The sequence below is a fragment of the Brevundimonas faecalis genome (assembly GCF_040549405.1).
In the GTDB taxonomy this organism is placed as follows: domain Bacteria; phylum Pseudomonadota; class Alphaproteobacteria; order Caulobacterales; family Caulobacteraceae; genus Brevundimonas; species Brevundimonas faecalis.
The window spans coordinates 566,567-582,977 of the sequence record NZ_JBEPTF010000001.1; the positions used below are offsets into that span (position 1 = coordinate 566,567).

Sequence of the window (16,411 nt, forward strand, 5' to 3'; positions counted from 1 at the left end):
TCCGGACAGCCGCGTCTGGCTTTCGTGGCCAGCTTTGCGGCAGGGAGGCGACGGTAATGGCAGGGGCTCATCCAGCGGGCGATCCGATACCGCACAGCCTGTTCGACAGCGCCGGCATGAAAGGCCAGGAGGCGCTAGCCACCTGGCGAGAAAGCATGGATGCGATCTATGACGTTCGTCTGTGCGTCGACCACGCGGCATTTCAGGTTCGCGCTGAAGCCTACCATTTTGGCGAGGTGGTGCTCACGGCTTATCGGTGCCTCGCGCAGACTTTCGATCGGTCACGGGCGCGGATCGGACGGGACGGCGTGGATCACTATACGCTCCAATTCTGCCTTTCAGGACGGCATGGTCGGCGTGACGGCGTAAGGGGCTCGGAGGCCGGGCTGGGCGATTTGCTCATCGCCGACCTCGCTCAGCCGCATGCGACCGCCACAAGCGATTTCGACAGTCTTAACCTGACCATTCCCCGCAGGCTCCTGGCGCCGCTTCTCAGCGCCCCGGACGAGCAGAACCTTCGGATCATTTCGGGCTCGGCGCCCTTGGCCGGGTTGTTTCGCAATCATCTGATCGGCTTGTTCGCCGCCGCTCGAACCATGAGCGCCAAGGAAGCGGAGGCGCTTGTCGCTCCGACGCTCGGGCTTGCGGCGGCGGTCCTCAATGCGGCCGCGCCGGAGAATAGGGGGAGGGTGCTCGACCCTATCCTGGCCGCACAGATCCACCGTTTGCTCTCCGACCAGGCGGCGGATCCGACGATCACCGCCGAAGGCGTCGCTGAGCGCTTCGGCATATCTCGCCGCAAGCTTTACTATCTGCTGGAACCGCATGGCGGCTTCACGTCCTGTCTGCGAGAACGCCGGCTTGATCTGGCCCACGCCATGCTTCGGGACCCCATGCAGCGCGGAAAGAGCATTGATGAGATTGCGCAAAGCTGCGGGTTCGCCTGGCGAACCAACTTCGCGCGAACCTTTCGCGCTCGCTTCGGCGTGACGCCTCGCGAGGCGCGCTCTCTCGCGGGTCAGCATGAAGCGCCGCCGACCGGCGATCTGACGAAGCAACACATGTGGGAATGGATTCAGATGTTGCGCTGATGGGGACGATTACCCGAGCGTTTGAGGACGCGGCTATGCAGGTCAGGTCAGCTTACTGGTGGGAGTGCTGCCGCTGATCACGGCTGATGAGCGCTTCGCACTTTAAGGCGCCGCCGCAATCAATCTGTTCATCCCAGATCTGCCGCGCCTGTTAGTGGACATCGACCTCGCCAGAATGGTGTCAGGCCTGGTCCGGCGCCGCGTTTGCGTCGCCGATATCGACGGCGGTTTGCAGACCCCAGCCTCAAGGCGGTGATTTAGCTGTGACGTCCTTGGCAATGGGAAGGAAACGGATGCTCAGCAAGAGTGTCATTTTGTGTAACGACGATACTAATGTAAAATCATGTAAAATCAAATACTTAATTACATTTCGAGCGTGGCCGTATTGACCTGTGAGAGCTAAGGCCAAGGTTCAGTCGGCCTGAACGGGGGGCTGCATTCATGGTCCTGCCTACGTGGCGGGCGTCGGCAGGTCGGACCTCGAGCGAGGCCGTCCTCTTCCGCATGGTGCGTCGTCTTCCTGTCCGAGGCCGAGCCGGAGGCTTGAAGACGTGCGAAACCTGTTTGACCTGATGAAGCGTTCGCTGCTGCGCATGACGCGGATCGCGGCGCCTTTGGCGATCCTCGTGACGGCCGGTTCGGCCTTTGCTGCGGATCTTCAGGTTTCCAACTACAGCTGGACGCCCGACCCGGTGGCCAACGGCGCGACGGCGACCTTCTCCATCCGCGTCACGAACAACGGACCGGAGACCGTCGACGACGCAGTCGTCACGGTGGACGTTCCGGCCCACTTCACCGTCCAGCCCGGCGCCTTCCCCAGCTATTGTGCGCTGAGCGGCGCCGTCGGCTCGCAGAAGCTGACTTGCAGCCTGCCGCCGGCCTTTGTCCCGGGTCTCGGCAACAGCCGAACCTTCGAATATTCGGCCGTGGCGACGACGACTGGCTCGCGCACGACCATGGCACGCATCTCCAGCGTTACAAATACAGACACGAACGCGTCCAATGACAGCTTGAGCGTTTCGCCGGCCGTCCAGACGGGCGCCGACCTGTCGGTGACGAAGACCGACAACGAACCGGACAACTCCATTCCGGGCGGGGGCGTGCTGACCTATACGCTGACCGCCGTCAACGACGGGCCTGATGCGACCGCGGCGATTAGGGTCACGGACAATCTGCCTGCGGCCAGCGACCTGCAGTACCTGTCGGCGAACGGGACAGGTTGGAGCTGTTCGCACGCTTCGGCGGTCGTCACCTGCAACTACACCGGTGCGCCCCGGACGGGGACCCTGCCTCCCATCACGGTCCGGGGCAGGGTCCTGGCCAGCGGCGGCACAGTCACGAACAACGCTTTTGTGGGTTTGACCAGTCCGCTGGTCCTGGATCCTGATCCGGCGAACAATGTCGCGACCCCCGTGGTGACGACGATCGAACCAGGCGCGGATCTTGCGGCGAGCAAGACCATGCCGTCGACCGTCATTGTCGGCGACACGGTCAACATCGTCATCGGGGTGCGCAATACAGGTCCTCTGACGGTGGCGGGTGCCAAGGTCGTCGACGTCATCGCGGCCGAATTCGAAATTCAGACGCCGTTGCCGGCGGGATGCGCGGCCGTCGGACAGACCGTCACCTGTACGGCGGGAAGTCTGTCGACCGGCCAGAACCAGACGTTCCCGATCTCGGTGAAGGCGTTGAGCGCCACCGCCGGGACCGCGACCAATTCGGCCGTGACGACGCCGCCGCCCGGGATCACGGATCCGACAGCGGGCAACAACACCGCCAACGCCACCTACCGGATCGTCGATCCCAGCTCGGATCTGAGCATCAGCAAGGTCAAGGGACCCAATCCGGTTTCGGCCGGCCAGGTGATGACCAGCACGATCCGGGTGACGAACAACGGCCCGTCGCTTCTCACCTACGACGCCGCCAATCCGTTGCGGGTGCGGGATGTGGTCTCGGCCAATGAGACCTATGAATCCGTCGATGCGCCCTGGAGTTGCGTCCAGAACGGCGTCGAGATCATCTGCACCCTGGAAGGCCCTGGAACGCTCGCGGTCGGTCAGAACAGGCTTCTGACCCTGCGGACCCGCGCCGGCGCCGGCGCCGACCTGGACCTGACCAACACCGCCTGCACGGGGACGACAGGCGGTTCCGGAGCCTTGCCCGTTGACGGCAACACCCTGAACGATTGCGCCAGCGCCGGCACGCGTTCGACGCCGGACGCTGCGGACCTGAAGATCGTCAAGGAAGTCAGTCTGAACCCGGCGGGACCGTGGAGCCAGGCGCCGGCCCTGGTCGTCGGCGACGCCGTCGACTCCTTCTATATCCGCCTTGTCGTCAGCAACGAAGGCGGCGATGTCGCTCGCACCGTCAATGTCGTCGACAACCTGCCCAACTTCATCGACGGCGGCGGCTTCACGACGGGCTTCTCGGTCGTTTCCGCCACCGAGGGCACGCCTTCCTATACGGCGTCGAACGGTCGGATCAGCTGGTCGGTTAGCAATCTGGCGGCCGGAACGTCCCAGACGGCGATCGTCAGGATCAATCGCCCCGTAGAAAGCGGCCTGTTCAACAATCTCGCCACGGTGACGTCGCCGAACACGACCGAGACCAATCTGGCGAACAACGAATCCACCGCCAGCTACGACATCGTCCCGATCACCGATATCGAGGTGAACGCCAAGTCCGTGTCGCCTAACCCTGCTCAGGTCGGCGTGCCGGCCACCTATACGATCAGCGTGCGCGGCAATGGTCCCAATCCGGCGGCCAACGTCGTCGTGACGGACACGATCGATCCGGCGCGCTTCGAATTCATCGGCAGTCCCACCACCACCAAGAGCGGCGCGACCTGCAGCCTCGCGGCCGTAACGGGCGAGATTTCCTGCAACATGGGAGCGGTCGCACGGGGTGAAGCCTACCAGATCCGTCAGCAGGTTCGTCCGCGCTTCCCCTTCGGCGGCGCGACCTCCGGCTTCCCGATCAGCCATACCAACACCGCCCAGGTCGTCACCCCGACGAAGGACACGAATGCTGCGAACAACAGCAACTTTGTCACTCACAACGTCTCGGCGCCGACCATGGATCTGGCGATCACCAAGCAGGAGCCGAGCGCCGACTTCGACCCCATGCCCTATGGCGAGAACCTGGTTTACGACCTTCGCGTCACCAACTTCGGCCCGTCGCGCGCCAGCAATATCGTCATCACCGACACGCCGGTTCCGCCGGCAGGCTACAGGCTGACCCTGGTCGGCCAGCCTCAGGTCAATCCCGTCGGCGCCACGGGCGGCATGACCCTGTACACGCCGCCAGCGGCGGGCTGCGCCACGGCGGGCTCTGTTATCGAGTGCCGCCTCCACACGTCGGACGCCAGCCGCAATTATCTGGACCCCCTGCGCCAGGTGGTCCTGCGCCTGACCATGAAGGCGGAACCTGTCGATCCGGCGACGCCGCCGCCTTCGGGGCCTCTGACCTTCGAGAACCGCGCGCATGTGGTTTCGCTGGAACAGGACAACACCACGGTCAACCAGGCCGACAGCCAACTGGACAACAACTCGGCCATGCAGACGACGACGGTCATTCCGTCGACCGACCTGGAAGTGGTGGAGAAGACGCGCGTCACGCCGGCGCCGATCCAGATCAACCAGCCGGTCGAGTACCGCATCGTCGTGCGCAACAACGGCCCGTCGCCGACGTCACAGATCCGCGTCTCGGACCAGCTTCCGGCCGGCTGGGAGCGCGTGAACGTCGCCGGTCAGTGGGAAGACGCGGTGGTCGCCGCGGGGACGACCACGATCTCCAATATGACCTGCACGGGCAGCAACAAGATCAACTGCGTCCTGAACGGCGTCTTCCCGGGCAACGGCGATCTGATCACCTTGACCCTGCACGCCAAGGCCAAGGCTCCCTTCACGGGGCCTCTGAACACCAATCTGACGAACACGGCCGAGATCAAGCCGGGCCTCGACGGCTCGAACCAGGAGATCAGCCGCGACACGGTGACGACCAATAATACGGACACGGAAACCACCCAGGTGGTCCAGTCGTCGATCGCGGGCACGGTCTATCGCGACGACAACCTGAACGACGTGGTCGACGGCGGCGAGGGCATGTCGGGCGTGACCTTGACCCTCACGGGGACGGACGCCTTCGGCAATACGATCACGGCGCGCACCGCCGTGACGACGAGCGGCGGCGGCTTCGTCTTCGATCGCCTGCCTGCTGGAACCTATCAGATCGTGGAGACCCAGCCGTCCGGCGCGCTCGACCGCAATGAAACCGCGGGCACGGCCGGGGGGACGGTCAACAACGCCGCCTACGGCAGCACGGCCGCGACCAACACCATCTCGGCCATCGCCCTGCCGGCGAACACGGTGGCCACCGGCTATCTGTTCCAGGAAATCAGCCCGGCCCAGGTTTCCGGCTATGTCTATCGCGACCTGAACAACAACGGCATGCGCGAGGCGGGTGAAACCGGCTTCGCGCCGGCGGACTTCGCTTCGTCGCCGCATATCCGTCTGACGGGGACGGACTATGCCGGGAATACGGTGAACCTGACGGCCTTGGTGGCCGCGGACGGCCGCTACGCCTTCGCCAACGTGCCGCCTTCGGGGGCCGTGGAATATACGGTGACCCAGTTGGTTCAGCCGAACGGCGCGTCCGACGGCTTGGACGCCAACGGCGGGGTCGTGATCGCCGGCTCGCGCGGTCGTGCGGCGCCGGAAGGCTTCGGCATCGGCCTGGTGGGGCCGGCCGCCGACCTGACAGAACGCAACTTCGGCGAACTGCCGACCTCGACCCTGGGCGGCATGGTCTTCCTGGATCCGAACGCCGACGCGGCGCGCGCTTCGACGGAGACGACCGGCCTGGCCGGCGCGATCGTGCGCCTGACCGGAACCAACGACCTGGGCCAGGCGGTGGACTGCTCCATCACCACGACGGCTTCGGGTCAGTATGCCTTTCCCAATGTGACGGACCCTTCGCCGGTCTGCCAGGTCCTGAGACCCGGCGACTACACCCTGGGGATCACGCCTGCGCCGGGTCTGACCCATACGGGCGCCTATGTCGGCGCTCTGGGCGGAACCTCGAACGGGGTGACCGGTCCGAACGCGGCCTCGCCCGGCGCAAGCGCGCTTTCGGTGACGAACATCACGGTCGCCGCCGGTTCGACGGCCTCCAACTATGACTTCGGCGGGACGGGCCAGGGCCTCAGCGGCTATGTCTACATCGACCGCGACGCCAGCGGCCTGCGTGATACGGGCGAGGCGGGCATCCCTGGGGTGACCATGACCCTGTCGGGCGTGACCGCCAACGGACAGAACGTCTGCGACCTGGCGGCCTGCACGGCCGTGACCGACGCCTCGGGCGCCTTCATCTTCCTGGGCGTGCCTGGGGCGAACGCCGCCGGCTACACCCTGACGGAACAGGCGCAGAACACGGCGCCGCTGTCGAACTTCTCCGACGGCCAGGAAGCGGTCGGCAGCGTCGGCGGCGTCGTCGGAAACGACGTCATCAGCGGCATCGTCCTGCCGACCGGCGGCCTGGGCGCCAACTACGCCTTCGGCGAACTGTCGAGCTCTCTGGCAGGCGGCGTCTTCATCGACGCCAATGACGACGGCGTGCGTCAGCCGAATGAAACCGCTCTGTCGGGCGTGACGGTGACCCTGTCCGGTCGGACGGCGGACGGCCAGGACATCTGCGCCTGGCGCGCGGCCCTGGACCCCAGCCGGACCTGCACGGTCACGACCGGCGCGGACGGTTCCTATCGCTTCGACGACCTGCCGAAGGGAACCTATGCCCTGACCGAGGACCAGCCGACCCTGTACGCCGACGGCCGCGAAGGCGTCGGCAGCGCGGGCGGCGCGGCGCCGAACACGATCTTCGACGCCAGCCCGGCGGCCAACGCCATTACCGGCATTGATCTGCAAGCGGGTCAGAAGGGCGTGGACTATGTCTTCGGCGAGCGCGCCGTGGTCATCACCGGGACCGTCTACAAGGATCCGCAGCGTGACGGCGTGAACGGCGGCGGCGAGCCTCCCATTCCCGGCGTGAAGATCGAGCTGATCCAGAACGGCGTGGTCATCGCCACGGCGACGACGGGTTCCGATGGAACCTACAGCTTCATCGACCTGCCCAGCGGGGACTACACGATCCGCGAAACCCAGCCCGACGGCTACGGCTCGTCGACGCCCAATGAGGTGACGGTGAACCTAACGCCGGGCGCGGCCCAGGTCGTGGACTTCGGCGAGACGGTCAGCAGCATGGCGGGCCACGTCTTCGTCGACACCAGCAACGACGGCGTGCGCCAGTCCGGCGAGGCCGGGATCGAAGGCGTGCTCGTCACCCTGACGGGCGTGGATGCGGCCGGAAACCCGGTCACGCGCACCGCGACGACGGATGCGACGGGCGAGTGGTTCATCGACGATCTTCTGTCGGGAACCTATCACTTGGTCGAAACCCAGCCCCAAGGCTACGCCGACGGTCTGGACAGCGCGGGCTCGGTCGGCGGAACGGTCGAGGCGAACGCCGACCGCATCCACGACATCGCCCTGCCGACCGGCGTGGATGCGATCGACTACGCCTTCGGCGAGCGCGGTCAGGGTCTGGGCGGCAAGGTCTATGTGGACGTGAACCTGGACGGCTCGAACGGGCCGGAGGATCGCCCCCTGGCCAATGTGGTGGTCGAACTGCGCAAGCCCTCGGGCGAGCTGGTGGCCACGACCACGACCGGTCCGGACGGTTCCTACAGCTTCGGCGACATCCGTGGCGGCGACTATGTCGTCGTGGAGATCCAGCCGGAGGGTTACGGCGAAGGACCGGAAAACCCTACCAACCGCGTGCCGGTGACGATCTCGCCCGACCAGACGCCGCCGGCAGTCAACTTCGGCGAGCGGACGGGCTCCCTGGCCGGACTGACCTACAACGACACCAACAACAACGGCGTCCATGACGCGAACGAACCGGTCATCGGCGGCGTCGTCCTGACGCTGACGGGCGTGGACGCGCGCGGCGAAAGCGTCACCCGCACGACCGTCAGCGGTCCGGACGGAACCTATCGTTTCACCGATCTGCCGGGCGGGACCTATACGGTCACGGAGACCCAGCCGGACGGCTATGACGACGGCATCGACACGCCCGGCACGTCCGGCGGCGTGTCCGACGGCGGCGACGCCATCACCGGCGTCGTCCTGGCGCCGGCGGCCGAGGCGACCGGCTATCTGTTCGGCGAGCGCGGGGCGGCTGCGGCCATCTCCGGCTCGGTCTGGCTGGACATGAACCACGACCGCGCCCGCGATGCGGGCGAGTCGGCCCAGGCCGACTGGACGGTCGAGCTCTACCTGGGAGACCTGCTGATCGGCACGGCCCGCACCGGCGCCGACGGCGGCTACGCCTTCGCCGGCGTGGCGCCCGGTTCCGGCTACGGTCTGCGTTTCCGTCACCCGCAGAACAATGCGGTCTATGGCGGCGCGCGACCGAACGAGACGGGCGCGAGCTTCGTCGAGGGCGTGGTCTCGGCATCCAACGCGGGCGGCGCGACCCTGACCGACCGCGAGCTGACGGCCATCACCCTGAAGCCGGGCGCGACGATCCCGCAGCAGTCTCTGCCGCTGGATCCGTGGGGCGTGGTCTATGACGCCGTGCGCCGCACGCCGGTTCAGGGCGCCGTGGTCGAGATCAGCGGTCCCGCCGGCTTCGATCCGTCCCTGCACCTGCTGGGGGGCTCGGCCTCGGCGCGCCAGACGGTCGACGCCCTGGGGCTCTATTACTTCCAACTGACCGGATCGGCCCCCGCGGGCGTCTACGCCCTGTCGGTGACGCCGCCCAACGGGACTTACAACCCGATCCAGCCGTCCAGCATCCTGCCGCCTTGCGCCGGACCGCTGACGGTCAACGGGACGCCGGACCCCATGCTGGTCTCGACCAGCAACGGCCCGCCGCCCGTGGGTACGGCCGAGACCTGCGTCACCGGAACCCTGACGACCGGCTATGTCCTGTCGCTGAACCTGACGCCGGGCCTGTCGGCCAATGTCGTGAACAACAACATCCCCCTGGATCCGATCCTGGAGGGCGCGATCGAGGTCACCAAGACGACCCCGATGGTGAACGTGGTTCGCGGCGGCCTCGTCCCCTATGTCATCACGGCCCGCAACACCCTGGCCGGGACGGTGCCGGGCGTGACCCTGACGGACCGTACTCCGGCCGGCTTCCGCTATCGCGAGGGCAGCGCCCGCATCGACGGCGTGGCGGTCGAACCGATCCAGAACGGACGCCTGCTGACCTGGCCGAACCTGACCTTCACGGCAGGCGAGACCAAGCGTCTCGAGCTGATCCTGGTGGTCGGCGCGGGCGTGGTCGAAGGCGAGCACACCAATGTCGCCTTTGCGGTCAATCCGACGGTCGATCAGATCATCTCCAACCTGGCCGAGGCCACGGTGCGAATGATCCCCGATCCGGATTTCGACTGCACCGACATCCTGGGCAAGGTGTTCGACGACCGGAACGGCAACGGTGTTCAGGACGAGGGCGAGCCGGGTCTGCCGGGCGTCCGCCTGGCGACCGCGCGCGGCCTGTTGATCACCACGGACGCCGAGGGCCGGTATCACATCACCTGCCCGATGATCCCGAACGAGGACCGCGGCTCCAACTTCATCGTGAAGCTGGACGACCGGACCCTGCCGACGGGCTACCGCGTCACCTCGGGCAACCCGGAGACGGTGCGCCTGACGCGCGGCAAGTTCGCCCGCCTGAACTTCGGGGCGAGCCTGCACCGCGTGGTCCGCCTGGACCTGAACGGCGACGCCTTCGACGGCGAGGCCCTGCGACCGGAGTTCGAACAGCAGTTCGAGGGACTGATCGCGACCCTGGCCGAGCATCCCTCGGTCCTGCGCCTGGCCTACGCCGTGCGCGGAGAGGATGCGGACCTGATCAGGGATCGCATCGCCCAGGTCCGCCGCCGTCTCCAGGATCGCTGGAACGACGAGCGCGGCCGCTACCGACTGGTCGTCGAAGAGGAGACCGTCATCCCGTCCACCTCTCATGAGGGAGGCGTGCAATGATCCGCGCGTCGAACAAGCTGCTGACCGCCCTGCTGATGGGCGGATCGGCGATCGCTCTGGCCACGGGCGTGCAGGCCCAGGACGCCGCTTCCGGCGAGCGTCAGGTCTATTGCGGACAGGACACGGATCGTCCGTGCGGTCCGGTGGCCGATGACGCGGCGGTCGAGCGTCGCGGCGTCGGCCCCAATCTGGAGCGGACCGATCGCGGCGCCCCGACCCCGTTCCGCGTGAGCGTGGACGGGGAGGGCGGCGACTTGCGCGCCGACCGCCAGCGCCGTCAGGACCTGGCCCTGGCGGGGGCGGACGTCCGCGTCCAGGCCACGGCCTTCGACCTGCGTCCGCTCCTTAGCATCGTGGCCGATCAGCCGGTCGTCCGCGCCGGGGACACGGTGCGTTTCTTCACTCTCAGCAACTATGCGGCCTATATCGACCGTGCCGAGGTGCGCGTCTTCCGTGCCGACCAGAGCGTCGAGGAAGCGCCCCTGACCGTCATCCCGGTACGGATCGGCGACGTGGCCTCATGGACGACGGATCGCGACCTGCCGGGCGAGCATCGCTATCGCTACGTCCTGCGTGTCTACGGCGCGGACGGTCGACATGACGAGACGGCGGCGACGACGCTGGACGTGACCCATGCGGTCAATGTCACCAAGCCGGATATTCACGCCGGGCCTCTGTTCGAGAACATGCGCGTCGTTGACGCCATTTCCGTCAAGGGCGCCGCCGTGACCGTCAGCGGCGAGGTCGAGGACCCCGCTACGCGCGTGACCGCCTTCGGGGCGCCGGTGCCGGTCGACGCCGCCGGCCGCTTCATGATGCAGCAGATCGTGCCCGCCGACACCGCCGCCGTGGCGGTTCAGGTCGCGCGCCCGGGACAGGTCCCGGTCGACCTCATGCGCGAGATCGTCCTGCCGCGCACCGACCGCTTCTTCGTCGGCATCGCCGACGTCACGGCGGGCAAGCGCAGCTTCGACGCCGCCAAGCACGAACTGCTGGGCGACGCGGGCGACCACCGCGACGACTTCATCGACGGTCGCCTGGCCTTCTATTTCAAGGGCGTGGTGCGCAACGACTGGCGCCTGACGGCCTCGGCCGACACGGGCGAGCAGCCGCTGAAGGATTTGTTCGACGGTTTCCTGGAGAAGGACCCGCGCGCGGTCCTGCGCCGCCTGGACCCGGATCGGCACTATCCGGTCTACGGCGATGACTCGATCACCGTCGAGGACGCCCCGACCTACGGCCGCTTCTATGTCCGAGGAGAGAACGAGAACACGCACGCCATGTGGGGCGTGTTCCAGAGCCGCCTGGACGGCAATGAACTGATCCGTCACCAGCGGACCCTTTACGGCGCCGACCTGGGTTGGCGTAGCCTGGCCGTGACCGAGGGCGGCGAACGCAGGACGGAGGTCACGGCCTTCGCCGCCGATCCCGGCACCATCGCCAGCCGCGAGGACTTCGCCTCGACCGGGGGCTCGGTCTACTTCTTCCGCAACCGCGACATCGCCCCGGGTTCGGAGCGGGTCTTCCTGGAGGTTCGCGACAAGGACTCCGGCCTGGTGCTGGAACGGCAGGAACTGATCGCCGCCCGCGACTATGAGATGAACTATCTGCAGGGCAGGGTGGTGTTGCGCCAGCCGCCGCCGATGACGGCGGGCTCCGACGGCTTCGTGCGTCAGTCGTCCCTGGCCGGGAATCCGGTCTGGGTGGTGGCGACCTATGAATACGCGCCGGGCCTGACGCGGCCCGACGCCTTCACCACGGGCGGGCGGGCGCAGCACTGGCTGACCGACCGTCTGCGGGTCGGCGGCAGCGCCTATCATCAGGGCGAGGACCAGGCGTCCCAGGACCTGTTCGGCGCCGACCTGCTGTACCGTCATGCGCCCAACAGCTTCGTGAAGCTGGAGTTCGCCCAGGCGGACGGGCCGGGCGACGGCGCCTATCTGTCCTCGACCGGCGGCTATGACTTCACTCGGGTTCAGACTGAGGCGGATAAGGCCAATGCCGTCAGCCTGACCTTCGCCGCTCAACTGGACGAACTGGGCCTGGAGCGCGACGGCCGTTTCGCCGGCTATTGGAAGGCGCGCGAAGCGGGCTTCTCGGCGCCCGGCGAACTGACCTTCGGCGAAACCCTGGATCAGTACGGCGGGGTCTTCGATGTCGCTCTCAGCGATACGTTGCGCTTCCAGGCCAAGGGCGACGTCACCGACGGCCGTCTGACGGAACGCCATGCGCTCGAAGCCGGCCTGCGTCGCGAGACGGCGGCGGGCTGGTTCGGCTCGGTCGGCGTCCGCTCGGACAAGCAGCAGGGGCAGCGCACGCCCTATAGCCCGCTCTATGTTCCGCCGCCCAGCGAGGGAACGCGGACCGACGCGGCCGTCACACTGGGCTATCGCCATTCGCCCGATCCGCAGTCCAATCTTGAACAGTGGGACGCCCCCTGGGCCGTCTGGACCTTCGTCCAGGCGACCCTGGACCACGACGGCGGCCGCCAGTCGAACGACCGCTTCGGTCTCGGCGGCGAGTACCAGGTCCACGACCGCCTCAAGTTCAAGGGCGAGGTTTCGGACGGCGACATGGGGCTGGGCGCCGATGTCCGCGTCGACTTCCCGATGACGGATCGCGGCAGCCTCTATCTGGGCTATGCCCTGGCGGGAGAAAACCCGGACGCCATGACCGGCGGTCGTCTGGGCCGACTGACGGGCGGCGCCCGTCAGCAACTGGGCCAGAAGACCACCCTCTTCGCCGAGCAGCGCTATGACCATGGCGACGGCCCGACGGGTTGGACCCAGGCCTATGGCGTGGACTTCAGTCCCATCGAGGCCTGGACCTTCGGCGCCCGCTACGAGACCGGCTCCCTGTCCGACGCCTTAGGTCAGGCGATCGACCGCATGGCGATCGGCGCCACGGCCGACTACGGCGGCGAGCGTCTGCGCTGGGCCTCGGCCCTGGAATACCGCAAGGACGAGGGCGACACGGTCGGCGAGCGGACTACGGTCGCCACCCGCAATCAGGTCACCTACAAGGCCACGCCGTCGCTGCGCCTGTTCGCCAAGGCCAATATCTCCCTGTCGAACTCCGACCAGGGCATGGCCATGGACGCCGACTACTACGAACTAGCCCTGGCCGGGGCCTATCGTCCGGTGAACGATGACCGTCTGAACCTGCTGGCCAAGTACACCTATCTGGCCGACCTGCCGTCGCCGGCCCAGGTGGACGCCCTGGGACAGAACCTGGACTACGCCCAGCGCAGCCACATCGCCGCGGTGGACGGGACCTATCAGCTTACGCCGCGTCTGGCGGTCGGGGCCAAGGTGGCCTGGCGTCTGGGCGAACTGCGTCCCTCGCGCGATGAAAGCGCGCCCTGGTTCGACAGCGAGGCGGTCTTCTGGGCCGTTCGCGCCGACTATCAGGTGGTGCGTCGCTGGGATGTCCTGGTCGAGGTGCGCGAACTGTCGATCAAGGAAGCCCACGACAGCCGTCTGGGCGCCCTGGTCGGCGTCTATCGCCACTTCGGCGACCACATGAAGCTGGGCGTCGGCTACAACTTCACCGACTATTCCGACGATCTAGGCGACCTCAGCTATGACGAGCGCGGCTGGTTCGTGAACCTGATCGGCAAGTTCTGATGCGGTGGGGCGCACAGCTGAGATAGACTCGAGCGATAGATGGGCTTTGGCGAACGGTGTGAACCTTCGCCCGCTTTGACCCGGGTATCTTTCAGCATGGACTCTTGCATCTGTCCGGCGGACTGTGATGCGGCATCCTCAGGGGTTCTGATAATTCTGCGCTCTTAGGCGCTGAACATCATGGGAAGTGCGAGGTATCGCCCAAATCCTGCTCCCGCAGCCAAGATCAAGAAAAGAGGTCAGACCCAAAGGCCTGGCCTTTTTTTGTTTGGTTAATTTCCCGCGCGCGAAAGCTCACTGTGACGCAGGGGGTGCAGTGAAGTGTTGGTTGGCAATGGGCTCGAGTATTTGGGTCCTGTCGCCGCATATCGAGTTTGTGCAGGTAGTCCAACGTCTGCTTTTGGCGCAGGCCAGACGGAACGAGAGTAGGATCAACGGGGCAGGGAGGCCGACTCTGGGAGGTTGGCCATCCTTGACGATCGAAGGGCGGATCGAACTCGACGGCGTCCATTTCCGCCATCGTGAGGAGGGGCTCGAGGCGATGCGGCCTAGCGGCATCGACGCCAAATGAGCATCTTGCAGGACAGGCCGCTTCATCAAGGTTTCGTCAGTTCAATGTCGTAGCTTTGGCCAAAGGGTTCGCAGCAACAACAAAATGCCTTCCCATGCCAGCCCAAGCAGGCCGCCGGCGAGGAAAAAAAGGGAAATCAACATCAGCCACCCCATCACCGTCATGGTGTAGAGCGCGCCGCCGATATCAACGCCCAGGACGAGACACGTTTGAGGGTAGCCCTCGTGCAGTTCGCAGCTGTTCAAATCCGCGATGAAGCCTGCAAGCGCGACCGAAGCAAGGGGGGCAATCCCGACTACGATCATGAGTATCTGCGTCAAAATACGTGCGCGGGTGGTCATCTTTGCCTCGATTTCGTCATTGTCGGAGCCAAGCGACTGCCGTCGTACGGTGCTCGCCCCGGCGATCCTCCGAGGGTCGCCGCCGGCTGCGGTCAGTGGGTCGCGGAGGAGCTTGAAACCGGCGATATGCGCTCTGTGAGATTGTCGCTCACATAAATGCTCCATCTGTTCCGATACTGGATGATTATGCGATACTTCGCTGCCTCGTACGAGCCGCAGGGAAGGGTGTTGGCGGCGGCGGGCGCTGGACGCCGCCAGTCGGCTGTTTCGGACGAAGGGCTTCAAGGCGGCGAGCGTGGCGGAGGTCATGAAGGCTGCCGGGATTCAGTAGGGCAGAGGGAAGCGCGCGGCCAAGCGCGCGACGCGCGCGCTGATCGCGGCCCGTTCCTGATCCAGCGCGCCTATACGAACGGCTTGTAGCGTATCGAGGATCAAGCCGGCGATCTGGCGATATTCCTCCGGACCGAAGCCGCGCGACGTTCCCGCCGCGCTGCCGACCCGGATTCCTGATGTCACCATCGGCCTCTCCGGATCGTTCGGGATCGCGTTCTTGTTAAGCGTGACGCCGATAGATTCGAGAGCCTTTTCAGCTCGGTCGCCGGTTACACCCAGAGGCCGGAGATCGACGACGGCGAGGTGGCAATCTGTGCCGCCGGACGTGATGGTCAGACCGCCCTCGGCGAGGGCTTGTGCGAGAATACGGCAGTTGTCCACGACATTGCGTGCGTAGGTTCTAAACCTCGGCTGTAGCGCTTCGCCGAAGGACACGGCCTTGGCCGCTATGACGTGCATGAGGGGGCCGCCCTGAAGGCCTGGGAAAATCGCCGAATTGATCTTCCTGGCCATCTGGGCGTCGTTGGTCAGGACAAAACCCCCGCGCGGACCGCGCAAGGTCTTGTGCGTGGTCGAAGTGACGACATGGGCGAAAGGAACGGGAGAGGGATAGACGCCTCCGGCCACCAGTCCGGCGAAATGCGCCATGTCCACGAGCAGGACGGCGCCGACTTCATCGGCGATCTGGCGGAATCTCTCGAAATCCAGGGTGCGAGGATAGGCCGATCCGCCCGCAATCAGCAGTTTCGGGCGGTGCCGCCGCGCTGCCTCGGCGACTTGGTCCATGTCGATGCGGTGGGTGAGCGGATCAACACCATAGCTGACGACGTTGAACCACCGACCGGACATATTGATCGGGGCTCCGTGGGTGAGGTGACCGCCTGCCTTGAGGTCGAGACCGAGAATGGTATCGCCCGGATCGAGCAGCGCCAGAAAAACCGCCTGATTGGCCTGGCTGCCCGAATGGGGCTGAACATTGGCGTAGGCGCTGCCGAACAACTGGTTCAAGCGATCGACGGCCAGATCTTCGACGACATCTACATTGGCGCAGCCGCCATAATAGCGCCGATGCGGGTAGCCTTCGGCGTATTTGTTGGTGAGGACGGAACCCTGGGCCTCCAGCACGGCCCGGCTGACGAAATTCTCGGAAGCGATGAGTTCAACGGAGGCGCGCTGGCGGTCTGTTTCGTCAGCAATCGCAGCGAAGATGGCGGGATCCGATCGGCAGAGGCTTGCCGCGCCCTCCTCGCCGCTGAGGTGGGGCGGGGCGACGCGATGTGCAAGCAGGGCTTCCATGGCAGATCTCAGTGGCGGCTGTTGGGATCAACCCCCTCTAACAGGCCATCGGTCTGCTTAACCCCTCCATTTTCAATAATAATGGCAGACCACTTTTTGTGGC

General features: G+C 66.0%; 5 protein-coding genes. 4 read left to right on the plus strand and 1 reads right to left on the minus strand.

The features are described from left to right. Positions 1–56 precede the first annotated feature (56 nt). The 4 genes from ABIE19_RS02650 (at position 57) to ABIE19_RS02665 (ending at position 15,010) form a co-directional block, all read left to right on the plus strand. Positions 57–1,091 (plus strand): helix-turn-helix domain-containing protein, encoded by a 1,035-nt coding sequence (locus ABIE19_RS02650; RefSeq protein WP_354087567.1) that lies wholly within the window; start codon positions 57–59, stop codon positions 1,089–1,091. 551 nt (positions 1,092–1,642) lie between these two features. Continuing rightward, entirely contained in the window at positions 1,643–10,141 is an 8,499-nt protein-coding gene (locus ABIE19_RS02655; protein ID WP_354087568.1) for an SdrD B-like domain-containing protein, read from the plus strand. After that, the gene (locus ABIE19_RS02660; protein WP_354087570.1) at positions 10,138–13,767 is read left to right on the plus strand and encodes a hypothetical protein; all 3,630 of its coding nucleotides are present in this window, start codon (positions 10,138–10,140) and stop codon (positions 13,765–13,767) included. The genes ABIE19_RS02655 and ABIE19_RS02660 overlap by 4 nt, the downstream gene beginning before the upstream one ends. Before the next feature lie 1,174 nt (positions 13,768–14,941). Continuing rightward, positions 14,942–15,010, plus strand: a complete 69-nt coding sequence (locus ABIE19_RS02665; protein ID WP_354088575.1) for a hypothetical protein — start codon at positions 14,942–14,944, stop codon at positions 15,008–15,010. Here ABIE19_RS02665 and glyA read toward each other — a convergent pair. Beyond that, positions 15,004–16,308, minus strand: a complete 1,305-nt coding sequence (gene glyA / locus ABIE19_RS02670) for a serine hydroxymethyltransferase (protein WP_354087571.1) — start codon at positions 16,306–16,308, stop codon at positions 15,004–15,006. The two genes, ABIE19_RS02665 and glyA, sit on opposite strands and share 7 nt — an antisense overlap. Positions 16,309–16,411 lie beyond the last annotated feature (103 nt).

What these genes read in the sequence shown, in the direction of transcription:
- glyA (WP_354087571.1), bottom strand. Translation starts at nt 16,308, where the DNA reads ATGGAAGCCCTGCTTGCACATCGCGTCGCCCCGCCCCACCTCAGCGGC.
- ABIE19_RS02650 (WP_354087567.1), top strand. Translation starts at nt 57, where the DNA reads ATGGCAGGGGCTCATCCAGCGGGCGATCCGATACCGCACAGCCTGTTC.
- ABIE19_RS02660 (WP_354087570.1), top strand. Translation starts at nt 10,138, where the DNA reads ATGATCCGCGCGTCGAACAAGCTGCTGACCGCCCTGCTGATGGGCGGA.